This is a genomic window from Corynebacterium sp. ACRPZ (genome assembly GCF_022346205.1).
Classification (GTDB): Bacteria; Actinomycetota; Actinomycetes; order Mycobacteriales; family Mycobacteriaceae; genus Corynebacterium; species Corynebacterium lehmanniae.
Map to the genome: position 1 here is coordinate 48,801 of NZ_JAKRMR010000010.1, position 20,065 is coordinate 68,865.

The window sequence follows — 20,065 nt, forward strand, 5'->3', positions numbered from 1 at the left end:
TAACGGCATGGCTGTGGAGGGGTTTCTTTATTACAACCGCTCGGCGATGGCGGCGAGCGCGGCGCGGGTGCCGATCTCGCCGGGGAGCCAGGGCAGTTCGACGCGGGGGACGTCGGGAAGCTGCGAGTCGAGCAGTGCGAGCGCGGAGTCCTCCACGGCGCGGCGCAAGGCCATGAACTCGCCGGCATCGAGAGGGCTGCGGCGGTTGACCACCAGACCCGGGACGCGGATGCTGTTGGACGTGAGGTCGTCGTAAAGCTCGATGCTCTCGAGTACCGGGAGGCGCTCCGCGGTGAGCACGATGTGAAATGCGCAGGCCGCGGGGTCGGTGAGGATGTCGCGCAGGCGCTCGAACTTGCGGCGGCGGCGCAGCAGTGTGGCGCGGATTTCCTGGTTGCGGCGCTCCACGGGGTCGTCGACAGTGCCGCCGAGGCCGCGGACCGCGCGGGAGAACTTGTCGGATTGCTCGCGCCGCTGCATCAGTCCGCCGGTGTACGCGGCCATGAGCTCCGGCAGCGCGAGCAGGCGCGAGGTGTGGCCGGAGGGGGCGGTGTCGAAGATGATGTGGTCGTAGCCAGGCCTATCGACGAGCTCCGCCACCGCCTCCAGCATCGCCGCCTCATGCATGCCGGGCGAGTGCCGCGCCAGGTCCAGGTGGCGGCGGATCTCGGGGTGCATGCGCTCCGGCATCATCGCGCGCATGGAGCGCTCCACATCTGCGAGGTGCCGCTCGGTGGTGGCGGCGGGGTCGAGCTCCACGACGTCGAGGTTGGGCTCGAGTGGCGTGGGGGCGTCGGAAAGCTGCGCGTCCCAGATGTGGCCCAAGTTGTGCGCCGGATCCGTGGACACCAACAGCACGCGCCGGCCGGCCTCGGCGAGGCGCACCGCCGTGGCCGCCGAGACGGTGGTTTTGCCCACTCCGCCCTTGCCGCCGAAGAACATCACCGGCGCGGTCGCTAGCAGCATCGCACGCCGTCCAGCGGGGAGCGCTCCATGCCCATGCGGGTGTGCCAGGCGTGGAATTCGTCGTAAAGCAATGGCATCAGCTCGAGTGTGTAGAAGCTTGCGGGGTTGGGGATGCCGAGCGTTTCCGAGGCAACGAGCAGGGTGAATAGGTCGTCCTCTTCGCGCGCGGCGCGGGCGAATTCGCGGCGGTACGGGGCTTTGTAGAACTCGTCGAGGCCGCGGGCAATTGCTTTAAGACGTTCGCGCATCCGCCAATTCACCCGGAATCGTCTCATCGTCACGCCAGGTCACAGCCGGTTCCTTGCGCGACTTCGTGATCGCCGTGAACGCCTCGACGATGACCCAGATGGCGCAGCAGATGATGATGACATCCAACACCAGCAGCAGCCAGTTGCCCGCCTCGAGGAACGTGCGCACCTGCAGCACCGCTGCCCACAGCGACATGGCGGTGACGAACACCAGCGGGATCAGCACCGGCCAGGTCGGGCGGCGCAGCTGCGTCAGAATGATCACCACGACAGACAGCGTCAGGCCCGCCATGAGCTGGTTGGTGGTGCCGAACAGCGGCCAGATCAGCATGCCGCCGGAGCCGTCCAGGCCCATGGAGAACGTCAGGCCCAGCGCGCAGCCCACCGCGATGATGGTGGCCACCGCGCCGGAGAGCTTCACGCCGGCCAGCTCCGCCATTTCCGCGACGACGAGGCGCTGCAGGCGGATGCCGGAGTCCATCGTGGTGGCGGCGAACAGCACGGCCATGGTGGCCAGGATGGTGGCGGACAGGGAGGTCGGGATGCCCAGGCCTTCGTTCATGAGGTCGCCGCCGCCTTGGATGAACGCATCGACGCCGCCGGCGTTCCACTCGTTGTAGATCTCCTCCCAATCCGCCAGCGTCTTGAAGCCGGAGGTGGTGGCCACGATCGTGCCTAGCGCGAGCAGGCCCTCGCCGACCGCGCCGAAGTAGCCGACGAAGCGCGCGTCGGTTTCCTTGTCCAGCTGCTTCGACGACGTGCCGGAGGCGACGACACCGTGGAAACCGGAGATCGCGCCGCAGGCGATGGTGACGAACAGCAGGGGGAAGATGCCGGGGGTGCCGTCGGGGACGGCGTCGCGAAGCGAGGGCGCCACAACCTCCGGCCGCACGATGAAGAACGAACCGTAGAGGATGATCAGGCCCACGAAAAGCTGCAGGCCGTTGATGTAGTCGCGCGGCTGCAGCAGCACCCACACCGGTAGCAGCGAGGCGACAAACGCGTAGGCGAACAGGAAGATGATCCACCAGCCGCGGTCCGGGATGCCCAGCATCGTCTCCGGCAGAGCGAGCGGGAATTGGTCGCCCAGGATCATCAGCCCGTACAGCGCCGCGACACCCACGACGGACACCAGCGGCAGGTTCCAGTTGAAGCGGTAGATGGCCTGGCCGATCAGCAGCGCGACGACGATCGCGCCCCAGGTCGGGATCACCGCCGTCGGCGTGGAGATGAGCAGGTTGGAGATGACCACCGCGAATGCCGTGTTCACCATGAGCAGCAGGAGGAAAATCACCACGAGGAACAGGTTGCGCCCGCGCGCGCCGATGTAGCGGCCCGACAGCGTGCCGATCGACTGCCCGCGATGCCTTTGCGACGCCCACAGCGCCCCCAAGTCATGCATCCCCGCGAAGAACACGGTGCCGAGCGTGACCCACAGAAACGCCGGCACCCAGCCCCAAATCACCGCGACGGCCGGGCCGATGATCGGTGCCGCGCCCGCCACGGACGTGAAGTGGTGGCCCCACAGGACGTACTTGTTCGTGGGGACGAAATCCACGCCGTCCTCCATCGTGTGCGCCGGGGTGGTGTACGCGTCCGAGAGTTGGTAGACGCGTTTGCCCAGGAATTTCGAGTACAGCAGGTAGCCGGCAGCCATCATCGCCAGGCCGACGAGCACCAGGATGAGCGAGCTCATGGGTCTTCTCCGATCGTGTCGTGCTTCACATGGTCTGTGTCACATTGGTTGGGATTATGGCACACGACACTTTCCTAGGGGTTTCTCAGGGGGTTTCTATTCTTCGGCGCGCTTGGCTTGCGCTTGTGGCGTCGCCAGCGGTCCCTGCATCTCGGCCAAACCCGCAAACCCCTAGTAAGCCCTCCCGAGAATGCCCGATTTTCGGCCTTACTAGGGGTTTGTTCCTAGGGGTCTGCGGGCAGCGGGCCAGGGGGCCGGGCACCGAGCGGCCCCGGCGGCCGGCCCCGAAACCCGGCAAGAACAACGCGCCTCCTGTAATCTCTGCAGCGGGGTAACTAGTCAAGGGGGACTAATGAAAGACACGCGCAAGAAAGAGCTGCGGGAAAAGCTGGTCGATCTGCGGAGGGTGTCGTCCGCAGACACTGAGACGCACCGGCGCATCAGTGAAGGCCAGCTGGTGCAGCTAACCAAGTCCATGTACTTTTGCGCCGAGACGTGGAAGCACCTCAAGGAGTACCAGAAAGCCTTCCTGAGGTGCTACGCAGCAGGGTGCCAGAGCAGGAAAGCCGTGCTCGTCGACTGCTCAGCCGCGCGGCTCAACGGCGTGTGGACAATCGCACGCGGCGAGCCCGTCACACTCGCGGTGCCCAACGGGCGCCCAGCCTCCACCAATAGCAGCTGGACCGGTTACGAGTACCGCCACCGACAGATGATCCCGGAAGCCGACATCATCTATGACGGGCCCGTGCGCTACACCAACGCGATCCGCACCGCCGTCGACATTGCCCGCGAACGCGGCGTGCGCGAAGGCGTCATAGCGATAGACAGCGTGCTCTCCGGCCACGGCGACCACCTCTACGCGGAACTGCTGCACCAGTTCCGCGCCACCATCGCTCGTCTGGCCGGCACGAAAGGGATCGCCAATGCCCGGAAAGCGTTGCCGCTGGCCAGCAGACTTTCGGATTCGCCCTACGAATCCCTCCTGCGCCTGATCCTCGATGCCCACGGGGTCCCGTACCGCACCCAGGCGGTGATCGGCCGGTACCGGGTTGACTTCCTCATCGGCGACAACCTTGTCGTGGAAGTCGACGGGTGGGAAAAATACGAGGAGGTCCCCCATGACGTCCTGCGCAAGCAGCGTGTGCGTGACGACTGGCTCGCGGAGCGCGGATACAAAGTCTTGCACTTCTACACCAGCGACTTCTGGGGCGACGAAGATGAGTTGATCCAACGCATCCGCAACGCCTGGCCGATTGCCCGGGGCCTGCTCCCCGTGCAGGTGAAGCCAAAGGGCTACACGCCGACCAGCCCGGGGCGCGCCGTGGCGCTGCCGCCGGACCTGCAGGAGGCCGTCGACATGCTAAGCAGACCCTAGCCCCTCGACTTCCGAACACATTCCGAATACCCTTTGAGCCATGACACTTGCAGCAGGAACCACACCGCACACCCGCCGCTCATCCGACCTGAGCAAGCGGTCCGCCGAGGTGTTCGCCGAAGCGGAGAAGCACCCGGTCACGGTCACGCGCCGCGATGGGGAGTCGTTGGTGCTCATGTCCGCGCGGGAGGCGCAGGGGCGGGCGCAGCTGCTGGAGCTCGCGGCGCAACTCGTCACCGTCGCCACGGAAGGCGTCAGCAGCCTCAGTGAGCGAATGGCCCGAGCGTTCCCCTGGATGTTGGCGCTGTCGCAGGCGGACAGGGAATTATGTTCGCAAGAGCTTATCGACGCAGCACGCGCCTCCTTCGCCACCGAACAACCACACCTCGCCCTCGCAGAGTTCACCGCCTGGAAGGAAACTGCGACCGCCATCGCGGCAGGGCTCGGGCAAGAGGAAACCGACTGGCTTACAGACAGTGAACCGGTGGAGCGCCCCTAGCCATGGCGGCCGGGAGGAAGGGGGAGCTGGTCCCGCGGCCCTCAAAGAAGGTCGAATACGACATCCGCTTCGCCTCGGCTGGGGCGAAGAAGGGGTGGCGCGACCTGGTGGCGACCATGCGGAACCCGATGGCCGACGCATGGGATTTTCTCACTAGGACCCCGACGACCACCACTTCCACCAACTATCGGCTGAAGGGAGAGCTTGGGGCCGTGCGGCGTGGCGGGCGCTCGTACGAGCGGTGGCAACATAAACCGACGCTGAAGGGTTCAGCGCGGATCTGGTTCTACATCGATGACCGCACGGTCTTCCTCGAGGCTGTGCATACCAGCCACCCGAACGAGACGAAGTAGTCCCTGCCACCCGCAAACCCCTAGTAACAGAGCCCTAGTATGCGCCATTTTGGGCCTTAATAGGGGTTTCTTACTAGGGGTCTAGCGGGAAAGCTCGACGCCTTCGTCGGCAAGCACTTCGAGCAGCCCGCCTATCGACGCCTCCGGCATCCCCCAATCCGTCACCACCACACGTTTCACGCGGGTCTCGCGCAACAGGTCGGCCAGGGCGTCGAGGTTGCGCGGCACCGGGCGGGCGTCTGGGGACGCACCGTCTGCGGACACAGCGTCAGGGGACGCACCGTCAGGGGACGCAGCGTCGGGGGAAGCAGCCGCGCCCGCGCCGTAGACGGCGGCGATGATGGCGGCGCCGAGGTCCTCGATCGAGCGCACCGGGCGCATCACAAAAACAGCGGGCATTAGTTGACCTCCATTTCGCAGAAGGATTCGTAGTGGTCGGCGGTGTAGAACCACTCGTCGACGTGGCCGTCCGCTCCGCCGCCGGTGACGATGCGGCGCGCGCCGCGGTGGTTCACGCCCGGGGTGTCCACGGTGTACTCGCGGTAGTAGTTGCGTGGCTGCTCGGGGAGTATGCGTTCGTAGTTGCCGAAGCGGCGGTCGTCGTTGTCCGGGTGGGGGAAGGGGCCGCCGGCTTCGATGAGGTCGACGGTGTCCCAGGCTTCGTCGGGAAGCGAGCCGCACGCGGGCAGCCCGGAAGCTGACTCAGCCGACGACTCAGGAGGGGCCGGAGGTGGCGTCGATAGGCAACTGCTCAAAAACAGGCACGAGAGCAGGACGGATAGGCGCTTCATGGGCAATATCGTGCCACGCGCTAGAGTGAGCGCATGGCTAGGGGCAGAATTCCGGATAGTGACATTGAGGCTATCCGTCAGCGCGCGCCGCTCGACGAGATCGTCGGCGAGTACGTGCAGCTCAAACCTGCCGGTCACGACTCGCTGAAGGGCCTGAGCCCGTTCAAGGACGAGCGCACCCCGAGTTTCCACGTCCGCCCCGCGCACGGCTACTACCACTGCTTTTCCACGGGCAAGGGCGGCGACGTGTTCAGCTTCCTCATGGAGATGGAGCAGCTGACCTTCCCCGAGGCGGTCGAGGCGGTGGCGGACCACATCGGCTACCACATCAATTACCAGGGCGGTTCCACGGGCGCTCGCAAGGTGGACCGCGGCACGCGCCAACGCCTGCTGGCGGCGAACAAGGCGGCGCACGAGTTCTTCCGCGAGCAGCTGGAAACGGAAGACGCCGCCCTGGCGCGCGAGATGCTGCTCAAGCGCGGTTTTTCCCGCGAGCTCATCTACGACTTCGAATGCGGCTACGCGCCCTACGCGTGGGACCCGATGACCAAGCACCTGTTGCGCAAGGGCTTTGAGGTGCAGGAGCTTATCGACGCCGGCCTGTCCTCGATGGGCAAACGCGGGCCGATCGACAAATTCCGCGGCCGTTTGATCTGGCCGATCAAGGACACAGCCGGCAACGTCATCGGCTTCGGCGCCCGCAAGCTGTTCGAGGACGACCGCCTGGGCAAGTACATCAACACCCAGGACACGCTGCTGTACCACAAGTCGAAGGTGCTCTTCGGCATCGATAAGGCGAAGAAGAACATTGCGGAGAAGCACCAGACGGTGGTGGTGGAGGGCTACACGGACGTGATGGCGATGCACGCCGCGGGCGTGGACACCGCCGTGGCGACGTGCGGCACTGCGTTCGGCGGCGACCACATGAGCCTGATCCGCCGCCTCATGCTCGACGACAGTTTCTTCCGCGGCGAGCTGATCTACACCTTCGACGGCGACGAGGCTGGCCAGAAGGCCGCCATGCGCGCCTTCGAGACCGATGCGGAGTTCGGCGCCCAGTCCTTCGTCGCGGTCGCCCCCGACGGCATGGACCCCTGCGACCTGCGCCTTGCGCGCGGCGACGGTGCCCTGCGCGACCTCGTCGCATCGCGCGTGCCCGTGTACGAGTTCGTCATCGAGTCGCTTTTGAAGGACTACTCGCTGGATTCCGCCGAGGGGCGCGTGCAAGCCTTACGACGCACCGTCCCCGTCGTCGCCACCATCTCCGACAAAGTGCTCCAACAGGAGTACGCCCGGCGACTGGCCGGCTGGGTCGGCTGGCCGAACCCGGACGAGGTGCTGGAGCAGGTCCGCGCCGAGGCGAAGAAGCCGAAGAAGCAGAAGCGCGCACCAAAGGATCCGGCACGCGCCGGCACTGGTGCGGGCGCTGGTGCTGGTGCGGGCGCTGGTGGTGCGGCCGTCGGCCCTGACAGCTCCGGCGCGCAGTCCGAGATCCTCATCCCGCCGCGCCCCGACGACCCAGTGCTGTGGCCCCAGCGCGAAGCCCTGAAGCTGGCTCTGCAGCACCCGGCCGCGGCCGGCAACTACTTCGACGGCATCAACCCGGACGCGTTTACCCACGACGCGTACCACCAGGTCCGCGAGGCCATCACCGCCGCCGGCGGCTGCGCCCGCGCCGGTGCCGCCGCAGCCGCCGCGGGTGCCCCGGGCCCCGACGGCTCAGCGCCGGGCGCCACCCCCGACAGCGCCGCCGCTGGCGCCCCCGACGCCTCCAACTTCCTCGCCGCGGTCGCCGGCGAGATGCGCGACTACGCCGGCCGCAACTTCGTCTCCGAGCTGGCCGTCGAGCCCATCCACGCCGACGACCTGTACGAATACGCCGACTCCGTGCTCTCGCGCCTGCAGGAGACCCGCGTGGGCCAGCAGATCGCGCAGCTGAAGTCGCAGCTCCAGCGCATGCGGCCTTCCGACGACGAAGAGGCCTACAACGCCCTCTTCTCCGACCTCGTCGCGCTTGAGCAGGCCCGCCGCGACCTCAACGACCGCGCCTTCCGCGGCAACCGGTAGCACCCGAGGAGCTCGATCTTGCGTTTGTTTTACTTTGACGATTCCGGTTCGCGGGTTCCAGGGAAGGGGAAACCGTTTTTTGTTCTCGCAGGATTCGGGATCGACAGCGACGATCTGCCATTGCTGAAAAAGGCAGTAACTCAGCAAGCTCGCTTCTACGGGATGGAGCTTGGCTACCCGACTGAGCTGAAGCTTCATCACGTTGCAACTCTCAGGGATAACAAGCCAACAAAACCTCAGTGGATGCTTCGCTCGGGATTGACGGAGATGAATCAACGAAGGGCTTTGGTCTATTCCTGTCTCCGAGCAGCCTTATCTATTCCGTCCGCTGAAGCTCTCTGCGTTGGGGTTAACAAAGGGCGCTTAAGTGGCGATCAAAGCGCAATTTCGGAAGCGCTGACGCTCCTGCTGGAGAGAGTTCAGTTGAACTGCCAAAAGCATGGAACTTCCGGGCTCGTATTGATGGACGAAGAGCGAAAGGAAGACAAAGCCCTTCGCGAAAGTTTGCGTCAGGGCTCACCATTTTTTCAGTATGACCGAATCGCCGACACCATCGCATTTATGCCGTCTGAGGAAAGTATTGGCATCCAGATAGCGGACCTCGTGGCCGGTGGATTTTCGAGGCATTTAAACCACGGCGACCCAGGGTATCTAAGAACATTTGCAAGGTCTGCGGACGGTTACCCGCACTCGGTTATCGGAAGAGGCCTCAAAGTTCTCAGCAACCTGGACACTGTCCAGATGCCTGCAGCACGCACTGCACCATGGACTACCCAAGACCGAGAAGTTCACGGCTGGGAAATGCAGTTCACACAGAAACAAAAGCTGGAGTGGAAAAGTGATGGAACTCCAAACCTCATTTTCCCGTTCGACACTGACAGTCGATAAAGGGAAAGAGACCGAGTGCATTGCTGCAACGGGGTACGTAGCGCCCCTCTCGGTCTATCTCGAATGGTAATGATTAGGTGGGTGTGGGGTCAAGGCCCAGCGCATGCGGCCTTCCGACGACGAAGAGGCCTACAACCCCCTCTTCTCCGACCTCGTCGCACTTGAGCAGGCCCGCCGCGACCTCAACGACCGCGCCTTCCGTGGCAACCGGTAAGGGACGGGCTGTGCCGAAATCCGAAATCGGAATGTGGCAAATATTTGCCACATTCCAAAAACGGCCTCATCCGGCGGCTGCCTTTCACGGTGCGAGCGCGCTCTGGTGCGCTGGCAGCTGGCGTCGGACCTCAAATGGTGAAAACCCGATGGTGAATCCGCGCGAATCGGCGCGGAACTATTAAAGCGTCTTCGGCACTTTTGAGGACAACTGTCGCAACGTGCGTTCACAGGTTAAAGTAACACTTTGATGAGGTTCCGCCCGGGCGCCTCAACGGTTCCTGAAAGGAAGTCAGATGGACTTTAAGCTCCCCACTAAGCCTGAGGATCTGGTCAAGCTCGCCGGACCCATTATCGGCGTGATTGTCCTGTTGCTCGCTCTGGTTGGCATCGGTGCAGGTTCGAGCGAGGGTGGCACCAACCCGGCTCCTTCCACCACCGCCAAACCAGCCTTGGAGCAGCCGGCGCCGACACCGACTCCAAATCCGACCACCGAAGCGCAGTCCGGGAAGTTTGAGAATAACCTTCTCGATTCTCTCGACTACCGCTTTGAGATCACCAAGGTCGAAGTTGTCCGCGCGGGCGGGCGCGAGAATGTGTGGGGCTCGAAACCAGTAATTGTGTTCACCTACGATTTCACCAACAAGCGTGCACGCGAGGTCGACACCATCGAAGCATGGCTCGGAACCTTCTCCGCTAAGCAGGAGGACGAAAATGTCCGTCAGGATCTGCGGATGGCCGCCTTTTACACCGATGATCTAGCAGATAGGAAGGTCGTTAAGCCGAACGGTAAAGTGACCGCCAAGTTCGCTTACGAACTGAAGGAAGCAGATCTCCCCGTGACGCTTACTGCGCAGACAGGTGTGCTTCTGAAGAATGCTGCGGGCAAGCAGGTATACCCGATTAAGTAAGCCTCGCGAGTCAACGTGTTAGCCCAGCTCCGGGAGACTGGAGTTGGGCTTTCTTATGCGTTCGTTGGGATGTTTCGATGATGTAGGTCCAGGATGCTTACTTCTGGACGTTTACGTTTCGAGTGCGACTGAACATGATGAGGCACCGGGTGACGAACGACGAGCAGCTTGGAGTAAGCATCCTCTTTAACCCTATGGCGATCTACTAGGTAAGAGGAGGCTTACAACGCCCTCTTCTCCGACCTCGTCGCGCTCGAGAAGGCCCGCCGGAACCTCAACGACCGCGCCTTCCGCGGCAACCGGTAAAGGGCAGGGATATACCGAAATTGGAATGTGGCAAATATTTGCCACATTCCCCAAACAGCCCTACCCAGCGACTGCCTTCCAGGGCGTGAGTACGCTCTGATGCGCTGCCAGCTGACACTGGGCCCAAATGGTGAAACCCTCGAAACCGGGGCAAACATTGGCTTTACGCTGCGGAGTGCTGTTTGAGAATCTGCCCGACTCGGCCGTAGCTGATGCCCAGGAGGTAGGCGATGTCACGGTAGTTGTAACCGCGTTCAGAGAGGTCTTTCGCGTGCTGGGCGATCTTCCCCAGTTGATCGTGTTCTCGCCGACGCAGCTCTTCGAGCTCGTCTCGTGCCGAAAGCGCCGCCTTTTCCGCTTCGCCACCGATGGCGAGTTCGATCTGGGCAGACTCTGCATCGTGGGTCAGCTCGGGAAAAAGTCCAAGGGCGTCTTTGAGCTCGTCTTCAATCTGATCAAGGCGACGCGCTTGGACAATGACACCAGGGTCTTGATCGAGTTGGCCGACCCACCAGCCGGAGTCACGTTCGACAGTCGCGGTAAAACAGTTCATCGTCATTTCAGTCCAATCTGCTTGTAAATCTTTTGGGCGGCGAGATCGGGAATTTCTCGATGCCGGGGAACAGTCGTGTAGCGGTCACCGACCCATATGCGTGTGTGGTTTCCGCCTTCTTTGATGGTGAGTTCCTGCTCGGTTGTCTTTGCGTAGTGGGATATCGCTTTGAGGATGTCCTTGCGTTTTGTCACGATGCTAGTTTAGCGCGATTGACTTAATCAAGTTTAGGGGGATAAACGGAAGGGGCTGGTGATGTACTGCCTGCCACTAACCACCTAAAACAAAATCCGGCGAATTCAGGTTTTCCCTGAGCTCGCCGGATCGCACACATTCCCCCTACTCGGAGCGGCGGGCGAACTCGCGCAGCGCCCACTCGACGGCATCGAGCGGCAGCTCAGCGTCGTAAGCGTCGCGCGCCGAGGCCAGGGCGGCCAGGTACTCGCCGTATTCCTCGGCGGCCCAGTCGGAATCCTTGGCCAGCCCGGCCACCTTCGCACGGTTAGAGCAGATGATGGCCGGCTTCGACGCCTCCCCGGCCTCCTGTTCCCCGGCCAGGAAGTACGCCACGGCGGACGCGAACTTCGGCGGCAAGCCAGTGCCGACCAAAGAAGAATAGGCGTCAACGGCGCCGACGCCGTCCAACTTCCGCACAGCCGCAAGCAACTGAGCCGCGTTGCCCTTGTTGCGCAAAAACGCCTGCATCTGCATCACCTGGTTGGACTGGCCGGCGACGTAGGCGAAGCAGGCACCCAGAAAGTCGATGATCTGCTCGCGCGCAAAACCGGACTCACGCACGTCGGCGCCGAACGCGAACACTTCGGAGCGGGTGATGGAGGCGGTGGCGTCGTCGCGGAACGGCGGCACGCGGCGCAGGTGGTGTGGCCAGCCGGTTTTCCAGCGGATGGGGGAGAAGGTCACGGAGTCGCCCAGCACGTCCTGCGCGGTGGGCTTGACGGTCTCGAGGGCTTGAGCAATCTGAGTCATGCGCTCCATCCTAGAGCCCTTAGACTTGCCCACCATGACCGCAACCGTCCTGCTTCTCGACCCCCGCTGGCCCTCCCTCATCCCCCTCCACCTCGCCGGCCGCATCAGGGGCGACGTCGCATTCACGCCTGAGGTGCCTGTCGACGTCCGCTGGGCCCTCAACGTCGAAGGCGGCCCGGAGAAGTGGCTGATTTCCACCGACCCGGACGACCCGGAGGTCCTGCGCTGGCAGAAGGACGGCGCGGCCACGGAACGCGTCGCTAGTCTCGACGACCCGGTCTTCGAGGCCACCCGCACGATGCACGCCGCGCGCCGCCGCGGCGAGTGGGAACAGGCGATGACGCACGAAAGCCTCCTGCCGTTTCTTCGGGAAGAGGCTGAGGAGGTCGCGCAGGCCATCGAGCACAAATTGCCTATCGACGACCTAAAGTCCGAACTGTCCGACCTGCTGCTCCAAGTCCTGTTCCACGCCGAGATCGCTTCGGAGTCCGGCGCGTTCGATTTCGGCGACGTGGCCGACGCGTTTGTGCAGAAGATGCGCCGCCGCGCGCCCTATCTTTTCGACGGTTCAACCGGCCCCGTGGACAAAGCCACCCAGGACCGGTTGTGGGAGGAAGGCAAGGCCGCCGAGAAGCGCTAGCCGCCGAGAAGCGCTAGCGCAGCGCGCCGATGTAGTTGCGAATCTCCGGCAAGTTGGCCTGGGAGGACATCTGGGAGCTCATCTCGAAGAACTGATCCAGCGGGGTGGCCGGGTCCGGCTTGACGATGCCGCACTCCAAAGCGCGGTCCGCAAGCGCGCCGACCGTGGATGCGGACACGAGGCGCAGCGTGGCGTCTGTGCCCACGACGTTGTTCACGTTGGAAACGAGCTGGGAGCGGGTGGTGTCCGGGCCGACCATGTTGGTGGAGGTCAGGCCGACGCGCAGGGCGTCGCAGTTGGCGGTGGCGATGTTGCCGTTGAGTAGCTTGATCAGCTCGAGCGACTGCGTCTGAGCCTGGGCGGTGGCGGGGGAGGCGATGGCGGCCGCGGCCATCAGGCCAGCGGCGGCGAGGGTTGCGATACGGCGCATTGTGAACGGATCCTTTCGGGGAAGAAACGAGGTCGCGGAGAATCATACATGTTAAACAAGTGACAGGTGTGACAGAAGTGGATAAACCAATTTTCTCACCGGCGCGTTAGTCATTCGCGGGCACCCGCGCGGTACACTCTCCGGTCATGTCAGCAGCCAGGCGAGTAGCGCGCGGGTGCGGCTGCGCGGGTGTCCTCGTCGCGGCCGCCGCCGTGGTGATGGTGGTCGCGCTGGTGGCGTGGCTCATCGCCGCGTTTTCTACGCCCGACCGCCACGAGCCGCTGCAGCCGGTGCCCACCACCATGCCGCCGCCAGCCGCCGTAGCGCCCCCGCCTATCGACGTCCACGGCCCCGGCCGCACCTCCGACCTGCTCTTTGACTGGTCGCAGGACATCGGCAACGCCACCAACGTCTCGGGCCAGGCGATCCGCGCCTACGCCAACGCCGCGCTGATCGCCAACGAGTCCTGGCCGGCCTGCAACCTGCAGTGGAACACGCTCGCCGGTATCGGCTGGGTGGAAACGCGCCACGGCACCTACACGGGCCACTTCAACAACTCCCAGTTAAACCAAGACGGCTACCCGGAGCCGCCCATCATCGGCCCGAAGCTCGACGGCGACGGCTTCGCCCACGTCACGGACACCGACGGTGGCGCCTTCGACAACGACCCCGAGTTCGACCGCGCCGTCGGCCCGATGCAGTTCATCCCCGAGTCCTGGGCGCGCTACGGTCGCGACGCCAACGGCGACGGCCACCCGGACCCGCAGCAGATCGACGACGCCGCCCTCGGCGCCGCCAACCTGCTGTGCAACTCCGGCGGCGCCACGCGCGACCTGGCCACGGAGGAGGGCTGGCGCCAGGCGATTTTCGCCTACAACCAGTCCAACGACTACGTGGTCAAAGTCCGCGATGCCGCAGCGAACTACGCCATGAACCAACCAGCGCACCGATAGCAAGCTCCGAGAAGCAGCCCCGGGCTAAGCTAGTACGCGGTAAGAAGCTTCCGACCCACGCAAGGAGTCACCATGGCCGACATCATGCACATCTTCGCCCGCGAAATTCTGGATTCCCGAGGCAACCCGACTGTGGAGGTGGAGGCGCTGCTCGCGGACGGCTCCCACGGCCGCGCGGGTGTGCCGTCCGGCGCGTCCACGGGCGAGCACGAGGCGCACGAGCTTCGCGACGGCGACGAGCGCTACGCCGGCAAGGGTGTGCTGAAGGCTGTCGAGAACGTCAACGAGACCATCGCGGACGAGTTGGCGGGGATTGAGGCGGACGACCAGCGGATCGTCGATACGCTTATGCTCGAGCTCGACGGCACCGACAACAAGAAGAAGCTGGGCGCGAACGCCCTTCTGGGCGTGTCCATGGCTGTGGCGAAGGCCGCCGCTGATTCGGCCGCGCTGCCGCTGTACCGCTACATCGGCGGCCCGAACGCGCACGTGCTGCCGGTGCCGATGATGAACATCCTCAACGGTGGCGCCCACGCGGATTCGGGTGTGGACGTGCAGGAGTTCATGATCGCCCCGATCGGCGCGGAGACCTTCACCGAGGCGCTGCGCATGGGCGCCGAGGTCTACCACGCGCTCAAGAGCGTGCTGAAGTCCAAGGACCTGTCCACCGGCCTGGGCGACGAGGGCGGCTTCGCCCCGTCCGTCGGCTCCACCAAGGAGGCCCTGGACCTCATCGTGGAGGCCATTGAGAAGGCGGGCTACAAGCTCGGCGACGATGTCGCGCTCGCCCTCGACGTCGCTTCCTCCGAGTTCTTCGAGGACGGCGCCTACAACTTCGAGGGCGGCCGCCACACCCCGGAGGAGATGATCAAGGTCTACGCGGACCTGGTGGAGCAGTACCCGATCGTCTCCATCGAGGACCCGCTGGATGAAAACGACTGGGACGGCTACACCGCACTGACCGAGCAGCTGGGCGACAAGGTGCAGATCGTCGGCGACGACTTCTTCGTCACCAACCCGAAGCGCCTGGCCGAGGGCATCGAGAAGAAGGCCGCGAACGCGCTGCTGGTGAAGGTCAACCAGATCGGCACCCTCACCGAGACCTTCGACGCCGTGGAGCTGGCCCACCGCAACGGCTACCGCACCATGATGTCGCACCGCTCCGGCGAGACCGAGGACACCACCATCGCCGATCTGGCCGTGGCCCTGTCCTGCGGCCAGATCAAGACCGGTGCGCCGGCCCGCTCCGAGCGCGTGGCCAAATACAACCGCCTCCTGCGCATTGAGGAGGAGCTCGGCCCAGCCGCCGAGTACGCGGGCCGCTCCGCGTTCCCGCGCTTCAAGTAAGCACCTGCCTATCGACGCACCTTCGGCCCCGCCCGTTTCCGGCGCGGGGCCTCCTTTTGGTCGTGGTGTTTGACGTTTGTATCAATCGAGACTGACGATTGTATGTCCTTAGATGATACAATCGTCAGCAAGAAGCGATACAAAGTGACGGAGGGGCGTATGAAGCAAGCGGAGGTGCTGGCGACCTTGGAGACGATCGCCTCCGATCAGTGGGGGATCGTCACTACGGCGCAGGCTGGCCGGGAGGGCGTGGAAAGACTGCAACTGTCGCGGTTGGCTGAAAAGGGCGACCTTGATCGAGCGAGGCATGGGGTGTACCTGCTGCCTTCCCATCAGGCTGGGCCGCAGGATGAGATTCGTGCCGCGTGGCTGTCTCTTGAGCCAAAGAAGTTCATCGATGAGCGCTGGGAGGATGAGCAGCCGGTCGTGGTCTCTCACGAGTCTGCAGCGCGCATCCACGGCATTGGGCGTTTGATCCCGCCGAAGCTCAAATTCTCGACCGGTGGCACGAAGCAGACGCGGCAGCAGGGAATCCGCATCTGCACCCGCCGCGAGATTCCCGAAACGGACATTGTGTCGGTGGATGGGTTGCCGGTGACGAGCGTAGCCAGGACGGTCGGCGACCTGGCTGAACAAAAGATCGAAAGGGGATACCTGGCTGACCTGGTCGCGGATGCCCTGCGGAAAGAAAACGTGGGCATCGATGACCTCGCCGAGAAGCTGGAGCCGGCAGCTCGTTCCTACGGGGCGAAATCGGGTATGCAACTGGTCTCTGAACTTAGCGCCGAAGCGTCTTCCGCGGAGGACATCGATGAACTTCGCAAACGGCTGGTTCACACCATGCAAGGAACGGGGGACATGGTTATCGGCGACAGCGTATTGCAATTGATTAATAACCAAATCGAAGTAGCGCTAGAACCACTCCGGAAGCAGCTAGATCGGATGGAAAAACATCGGGCTTAAGGCGTGTGCTCGCAAAAGTTAACGACGCACTATTCCCACCTGGGCAAACGCACACCGAAAATCGCTGGAATGTCAGCTTCTACGACGCAACACCACCTCGATGCAGGATGGGATCCCGGCACCCAAAGTTGGCCATGTCCGATCAGCTGACACGCGCACCCGCCACGCCGGCCGCGCCGCCATCCGCGAGATCCTCGAGCACCTCTCACCTCTGGCGTATCATCTGCTGATTATGACGAAGCGCTCCCGCACCCGCCGCCCCAGCACGGTCCCCGTTGCCAGCCGCGACCGGGAAAACGCCGAGCGCGCCGCGCGCCGCAAGCAGCGCGGCAGGGCCATCGCATTCCCGAAGCAGGACATGGCGAGCGTGGTCATCCTCATCGCTGTGCTGATCCTCGTGCTGCTGGCCATCGCGGCTCCGCTGCGTAACTTCTACGAGGGCCGCGCCGAAATCGCCCGCGCCAACGAGTCCATCGCCCGCCTGGAGGCCCAGAAAAAGGCCCTTGAGGACGACATCGCCATGTACGACGACGACGCCTTCCTCAAACAGGAAGCCCGCCGCCGCCTCGGCGTGATGGAAGAGGGCGAAACCGCCTGGCGCATCATCGACCCCCGCATGACCGCCCCCGAGGCGATTACCACCGGCAAGGACGACATCCCCGACACCCGCACCTGGCCACAGGTGATGTGGGATTCCCTGCGCGAGGTCCCAACCGAGGAGCTTCCGCCTATCGACGACGCTCCGCCCGCCCCCGCCCCCGAAGCGCCGGCGCCAGAAGCTCCCGCGCCAGCGCAGTAACCAGCGTGTGGGACAATGGCCCGCATGCACACTCCTCCCACAGACGAACAACTCGCCACCGTTGCGGAGCAGCTCGGCCGCACCCCGCGCGGCGTGCTCGCCATCGCGTACACCACCCCGGACAACCAGCCGGCCGTGGTGAAAACCGCACCCAAACTTGACGACGGCACCCCGTTTCCCACCCTCTACTACCTCACCGACCCGCGCCTGACCGCCGAGGCCTCCCGACTCGAGGTTGCGCAGGTGATGAAGTGGATGGAAAACCGCCTCAACGAAGACAGCGATGAAGGCGAGCGCCTCCGCGCCGACTACCAAGCCGCCCACGAGCACTTCCTCGCCGAGCGCAACGCCATCGAGAACCTGGGCACCGACTTCTCCGGCGGCGGCATGCCCGAACGAGTGAAGTGCCTCCACGTCCTCATCGCCTACGCGCTGGCCGAAGGCCCGGACCGCGTCCGCTTCGGCACCGAAGCGGTAACACTCGCCGCCGAACACGGCGACCTGCGCGGCACCGCCATCCCCGCCGACTGGCCCACGCTCGGCGACCTCGGCATCACCCTTGAGGAAGCAGGGGAGGGGCTGGCATGATCCGCGTCGCCGCCGTGGACTGCGGCACCAACTCCATCCGCCTGCTCATCCACGACGCAGACACCGGCGAGGTCTCCCGCCGCAACACCATCGTCCGCCTCGGCCAGGGTGTGGACGAGACGGGCCAGTTCGCCCCTGAAGCGATCGAGCGCACCCGTGCAGCACTTGCGGACTACGTCGAGGAGATGCAGCGCGAGCACGTCACCCGCGTGCGCATGGTGGCCACTTCCGCCACCCGTGACGCCGCCAACCGCGAGGACTTCTTCGCCATGACCCGCGAGCTGCTCGGCCAGATCCAGCCGGGCGCAGTCGCCGAGGTGATCACCGGCGAGGAGGAAGCGGCGCTGTCATTCGCCGGCGCCACCGCGGACATCGACCCGGCCCGCGGCCCGTTCTGCGTGATCGATCTCGGCGGCGGCTCGACGGAGTTCGTCATGGAGGGCCACGCCATCTCCACCCAAATGGGGTGTGTGCGCATCACCGAGCGCATCATGCAAACGGACCCGCCCACAGCGGAGGAGACCACTAAGGCACGCGCACTTATCGACGAGAAAATTGCCGACGCCGCGTCCACCATTCCGTTTGCAGCGGCCCAGACGTTCGTGGGGTGCGCCGGCACCTTCACGACGCTCTCCGCGCTTGCGCAGGGGCTGGATAGCTACGACCCCGAACGCATCCACATGTCGGAGATCCCCTTCGAGCGTCTCCGTGAAGTAACCGCTGACCTCCGCGGCAAGACCGCGGCGCAACGCCGCGAGAAACCCGTCGTCCACCCCGGCCGCGCGGACGTTATCGGCTCCGGTTCCACCGTGGTGGAGCAGCTCATGGACGCCTTCGAGCGCGAAGCCGGAGCTACCAGCTTCATCATCAGCGAAAAGGACATCCTCGACGGGATCGTCGCCGGGCTGGCCTAATCCTGATCCGGCTCGTAGATCGTGTCCTCGATCTGCTTGTCCGACTTGCCGCGCAGTTTCTTGCCCTTGCGCAGGTCCTTCACCTCGCGCATGCGCGGCTCCGGATCAATCTTGTTCGCAATGGCCCGGCGAGCAGAGGCGGTCACCTGTTTGGTCACCGGGGAGTTGGCCACAGCTTGGGCGGCGTTGACGATCTGGTGGTAGCGCTTCCGGCCGGCTTTCGTGCCGAGCACATACCCGGCGGCGGCCCCGACAACGTATTGGTACATGGTGGCTAGAGTACAGCGGGAAAGTGGAGTGGGTTTGCTGCTCTTGGCTCACCTGACTAACGGTGCTGTATTAAGTTGTAGTGAGTATCCCTGTGACGAACGACCCTTAAGGAATCTATGTCGGACAAGCCCAAAATTATGACCGTCTACGGCACCCGCCCGGAGGCGATCAAGGTCGCACCGGTGGTGAGCGCGCTCCAGAACGACGACCGTTTCGATTCCGTAGTGGTCTCGACCGGCCAGCACCGCGAAATGCTGGAGCAGGTGAACAAGCGCTTCGGTATCACTCCGGACTACGACATGGCGCTGATGAAGCCGGGGCAAACGCTCAACGAGTTGGTGGCGCGTGCAATTCAAGGGCTTGATCCGATTATCGAGGAAGAAAAGCCTGATGTGATCATCTCCCAGGGCGACACCTCGACGGCGATGGTGGCGGCACTTGCTGGCTTCCACAAGGGGGTGAAGGTGGTTCACCTCGAGGCTGGTCTGCGCACCGGTAACATCTTCTCCCCGTTCCCCGAGGAGGCGAACCGTAAGATCATCGGGCAGATCACGTCGCTTCACTTAGCTCCGACCAACGAATCACGAGAAAATCTTCGCCGAGAGAACTTCCGTTCGAAGGACATTGTTGTGACGGGTAATACCGTCATTGATGCGCTGCTCGCCGCGTCGGAGTGGGACGTCGAGTTTGAGGATTCGCGGCTAGAGGAGCTTCGGAACTCCGATGAGAAGCTTGTGCTTGTTACGACCCACCGCCGTGAGAACCTCGACGCGATGAAAGAGATTGGTGGGGCAGTCCAGGACCTTGCAAAGTCTTATCCGGACCACATTTTCGCGTTGCCGCTGCACCTCAACCCAAAGGTGCGCGATGCAGTTCTTCCAGAGGTAGAGGATCTCCCGAACGTCATAATTACGGATCCACTGCCGTATGACCAGTTCACGGCTTTGATGAGCCGCGCCTACCTCGTTCTGACAGATTCGGGCGGCGTCCAAGAAGAAGCGCCGTCGCTTGGAAAGCCGGTCCTCGTGATGCGTGAGAACACCGAGCGTCCCGAGGCCGTTGTGGCTGGAACGGTGAAGCTCGTCGGCACTGACCGGGATCGAATTGTCGCGGAGGCGAGGAACCTTCTCGACCAAGATGCGGCCTATGAAGCGATGGCAAATGCAGTCAACCCATATGGTGATGGCAAAGCCGCCGAGCGAGCTGTTGCCGCGATTGCCGAGTTGGTGGGCATCGGCGAACGCATAGGTGAATTTGAACCAGAAATCGATGGCAACTAGCCGAGGCTAGATACAAGGGATAGGTCGG

24 protein-coding genes are annotated in these 20,065 nt (G+C 63.9%); 14 read left to right on the forward strand and 10 right to left on the reverse strand.

The window, feature by feature from the left end; translation table 11 throughout:
• Positions 1 to 30: 30 nt before the first annotated feature.
• The 3 genes from MHX64_RS08020 to MHX64_RS08030 are packed head-to-tail and all read right to left on the reverse strand — an operon-like array spanning position 31 to position 2,910.
• Positions 31 to 966 (reverse strand): ArsA family ATPase, encoded by a 936-nt coding sequence (locus tag MHX64_RS08020; protein WP_239356424.1) that lies wholly within the window; start codon positions 964 to 966, stop codon positions 31 to 33.
• Complete coding sequence (locus MHX64_RS08025; RefSeq protein WP_034998339.1) at positions 957 to 1,214, reverse strand: cory-CC-star protein; 258 nt, start codon at positions 1,212 to 1,214, stop codon at positions 957 to 959. Before MHX64_RS08025 ends, MHX64_RS08020 begins: the two co-directional genes overlap by 10 nt.
• Positions 1,198 to 2,910 carry a carbon starvation protein A gene (locus MHX64_RS08030; RefSeq protein WP_239356425.1) on the reverse strand — a complete coding sequence of 571 codons (1,713 nt, stop codon included), beginning with the start codon at positions 2,908 to 2,910 and terminating at the stop codon, positions 1,198 to 1,200. The genes MHX64_RS08025 and MHX64_RS08030 overlap by 17 nt, the downstream gene beginning before the upstream one ends.
• A gap of 352 nt (positions 2,911 to 3,262) precedes the next feature.
• Here MHX64_RS08030 and MHX64_RS08035 point away from each other — a divergent pair, with 352 nt between their 5' ends.
• Genes MHX64_RS08035 through MHX64_RS08045 form a run of 3 tightly spaced genes read left to right on the forward strand, consistent with a single transcriptional unit; the run spans position 3,263 to position 5,137 of the window.
• Positions 3,263 to 4,285, forward strand: a complete 1,023-nt coding sequence (locus MHX64_RS08035; RefSeq protein ID WP_239356426.1) for an endonuclease domain-containing protein — start codon at positions 3,263 to 3,265, stop codon at positions 4,283 to 4,285.
• Between the two features lie 40 nt (positions 4,286 to 4,325).
• A complete protein-coding gene (locus MHX64_RS08040) occupies positions 4,326 to 4,784 on the forward strand; it encodes a prevent-host-death protein (protein ID WP_239356428.1) in 459 nt (152 codons plus the stop codon).
• A 2-nt stretch (positions 4,785 to 4,786) separates the two neighbouring features.
• The gene (locus tag MHX64_RS08045) at positions 4,787 to 5,137 is read left to right on the forward strand and encodes a hypothetical protein (protein ID WP_239356430.1); all 351 of its coding nucleotides are present in this window, start codon (positions 4,787 to 4,789) and stop codon (positions 5,135 to 5,137) included.
• Positions 5,138 to 5,218: 81 nt separating this feature from the next.
• On the opposite strand, the gene MHX64_RS08050 is transcribed toward MHX64_RS08045, so the two are convergent.
• Both MHX64_RS08050 and MHX64_RS08055 read right to left on the reverse strand, forming a co-directional pair.
• Positions 5,219 to 5,536, reverse strand: coding sequence for a hypothetical protein (locus MHX64_RS08050; RefSeq protein WP_239356431.1), 318 nt, complete (start codon positions 5,534 to 5,536; stop codon positions 5,219 to 5,221).
• Positions 5,536 to 5,928, reverse strand: a complete 393-nt coding sequence (locus MHX64_RS08055; RefSeq protein ID WP_239356432.1) for a ribonuclease domain-containing protein — start codon at positions 5,926 to 5,928, stop codon at positions 5,536 to 5,538. The genes MHX64_RS08050 and MHX64_RS08055 overlap by 1 nt, the downstream gene beginning before the upstream one ends.
• A gap of 33 nt (positions 5,929 to 5,961) precedes the next feature.
• Here MHX64_RS08055 and dnaG point away from each other — a divergent pair, with 33 nt between their 5' ends.
• From dnaG to MHX64_RS08070, 3 genes are all read left to right on the forward strand, one after another.
• On the forward strand, positions 5,962 to 7,995 hold the full coding sequence (dnaG, locus tag MHX64_RS08060) for a DNA primase (RefSeq protein ID WP_239356433.1): 2,034 nt from the start codon (positions 5,962 to 5,964) through the stop codon (positions 7,993 to 7,995).
• A gap of 18 nt (positions 7,996 to 8,013) precedes the next feature.
• Positions 8,014 to 8,883: a DUF3800 domain-containing protein gene (locus MHX64_RS08065; RefSeq protein WP_239356434.1), complete on the forward strand. Its 870-nt coding sequence runs from the start codon at positions 8,014 to 8,016 to the stop codon at positions 8,881 to 8,883.
• Between the two features lie 509 nt (positions 8,884 to 9,392).
• Positions 9,393 to 10,007 carry a DUF5067 domain-containing protein gene (locus MHX64_RS08070; RefSeq protein ID WP_239356435.1) on the forward strand — a complete coding sequence of 205 codons (615 nt, stop codon included), beginning with the start codon at positions 9,393 to 9,395 and terminating at the stop codon, positions 10,005 to 10,007.
• A gap of 469 nt (positions 10,008 to 10,476) precedes the next feature.
• On the opposite strand, the gene MHX64_RS08075 is transcribed toward MHX64_RS08070, so the two are convergent.
• From MHX64_RS08075 to MHX64_RS08085, 3 genes are all read right to left on the reverse strand, one after another.
• Positions 10,477 to 10,872, reverse strand: a complete 396-nt coding sequence (locus MHX64_RS08075) for a hypothetical protein (RefSeq protein ID WP_239356436.1) — start codon at positions 10,870 to 10,872, stop codon at positions 10,477 to 10,479.
• Positions 10,869 to 11,060 carry a toxin HicA gene (locus MHX64_RS08080; RefSeq protein WP_181193099.1) on the reverse strand — a complete coding sequence of 64 codons (192 nt, stop codon included), beginning with the start codon at positions 11,058 to 11,060 and terminating at the stop codon, positions 10,869 to 10,871. Before MHX64_RS08080 ends, MHX64_RS08075 begins: the two co-directional genes overlap by 4 nt.
• A 145-nt stretch (positions 11,061 to 11,205) precedes the next feature.
• Complete coding sequence (locus MHX64_RS08085; RefSeq protein ID WP_239356437.1) at positions 11,206 to 11,853, reverse strand: hypothetical protein; 648 nt, start codon at positions 11,851 to 11,853, stop codon at positions 11,206 to 11,208.
• A gap of 34 nt (positions 11,854 to 11,887) precedes the next feature.
• Here MHX64_RS08085 and MHX64_RS08090 point away from each other — a divergent pair, with 34 nt between their 5' ends.
• On the forward strand, positions 11,888 to 12,493 hold the full coding sequence (locus tag MHX64_RS08090) for a MazG nucleotide pyrophosphohydrolase domain-containing protein (protein WP_239356438.1): 606 nt from the start codon (positions 11,888 to 11,890) through the stop codon (positions 12,491 to 12,493).
• Between the two features lie 13 nt (positions 12,494 to 12,506).
• Here the strand turns inward: MHX64_RS08090 and MHX64_RS08095 are convergent, their stop codons facing one another.
• Complete coding sequence (locus MHX64_RS08095; protein ID WP_239356439.1) at positions 12,507 to 12,923, reverse strand: hypothetical protein; 417 nt, start codon at positions 12,921 to 12,923, stop codon at positions 12,507 to 12,509.
• A 146-nt stretch (positions 12,924 to 13,069) separates the two neighbouring features.
• Here MHX64_RS08095 and MHX64_RS08100 point away from each other — a divergent pair, with 146 nt between their 5' ends.
• From MHX64_RS08100 to MHX64_RS08125, 6 genes are all read left to right on the forward strand, one after another.
• On the forward strand, positions 13,070 to 13,876 hold the full coding sequence (locus tag MHX64_RS08100; RefSeq protein WP_239356441.1) for a lytic transglycosylase domain-containing protein: 807 nt from the start codon (positions 13,070 to 13,072) through the stop codon (positions 13,874 to 13,876).
• 72 nt (positions 13,877 to 13,948) lie between these two features.
• Positions 13,949 to 15,223, forward strand: coding sequence for a phosphopyruvate hydratase (gene eno / locus MHX64_RS08105; RefSeq protein ID WP_239356442.1), 1,275 nt, complete (start codon positions 13,949 to 13,951; stop codon positions 15,221 to 15,223).
• A 159-nt stretch (positions 15,224 to 15,382) separates the two neighbouring features.
• Positions 15,383 to 16,186, forward strand: coding sequence for a type IV toxin-antitoxin system AbiEi family antitoxin domain-containing protein (locus tag MHX64_RS08110; protein ID WP_239356443.1), 804 nt, complete (start codon positions 15,383 to 15,385; stop codon positions 16,184 to 16,186).
• A 100-nt stretch (positions 16,187 to 16,286) separates the two neighbouring features.
• Complete coding sequence (locus MHX64_RS08115; RefSeq protein WP_239356444.1) at positions 16,287 to 16,985, forward strand: septum formation initiator family protein; 699 nt, start codon at positions 16,287 to 16,289, stop codon at positions 16,983 to 16,985.
• Between the two features lie 24 nt (positions 16,986 to 17,009).
• Positions 17,010 to 17,573: a DUF501 domain-containing protein gene (locus MHX64_RS08120; protein ID WP_239356445.1), complete on the forward strand. Its 564-nt coding sequence runs from the start codon at positions 17,010 to 17,012 to the stop codon at positions 17,571 to 17,573.
• Positions 17,570 to 18,487 (forward strand): Ppx/GppA phosphatase family protein, encoded by a 918-nt coding sequence (locus tag MHX64_RS08125; protein WP_239356446.1) that lies wholly within the window; start codon positions 17,570 to 17,572, stop codon positions 18,485 to 18,487. The genes MHX64_RS08120 and MHX64_RS08125 overlap by 4 nt, the downstream gene beginning before the upstream one ends.
• Here the strand turns inward: MHX64_RS08125 and MHX64_RS08130 are convergent.
• A complete protein-coding gene (locus MHX64_RS08130; RefSeq protein WP_239356447.1) occupies positions 18,484 to 18,756 on the reverse strand; it encodes a hypothetical protein in 273 nt (90 codons plus the stop codon). The two genes, MHX64_RS08125 and MHX64_RS08130, sit on opposite strands and share 4 nt — an antisense overlap.
• Before the next feature lie 117 nt (positions 18,757 to 18,873).
• Between MHX64_RS08130 and wecB the strand changes: the two genes are divergently transcribed.
• Positions 18,874 to 20,037 carry a non-hydrolyzing UDP-N-acetylglucosamine 2-epimerase gene (gene wecB, locus MHX64_RS08135; RefSeq protein WP_239356448.1) on the forward strand — a complete coding sequence of 388 codons (1,164 nt, stop codon included), beginning with the start codon at positions 18,874 to 18,876 and terminating at the stop codon, positions 20,035 to 20,037.
• Positions 20,038 to 20,065: the final 28 nt, after the last annotated feature.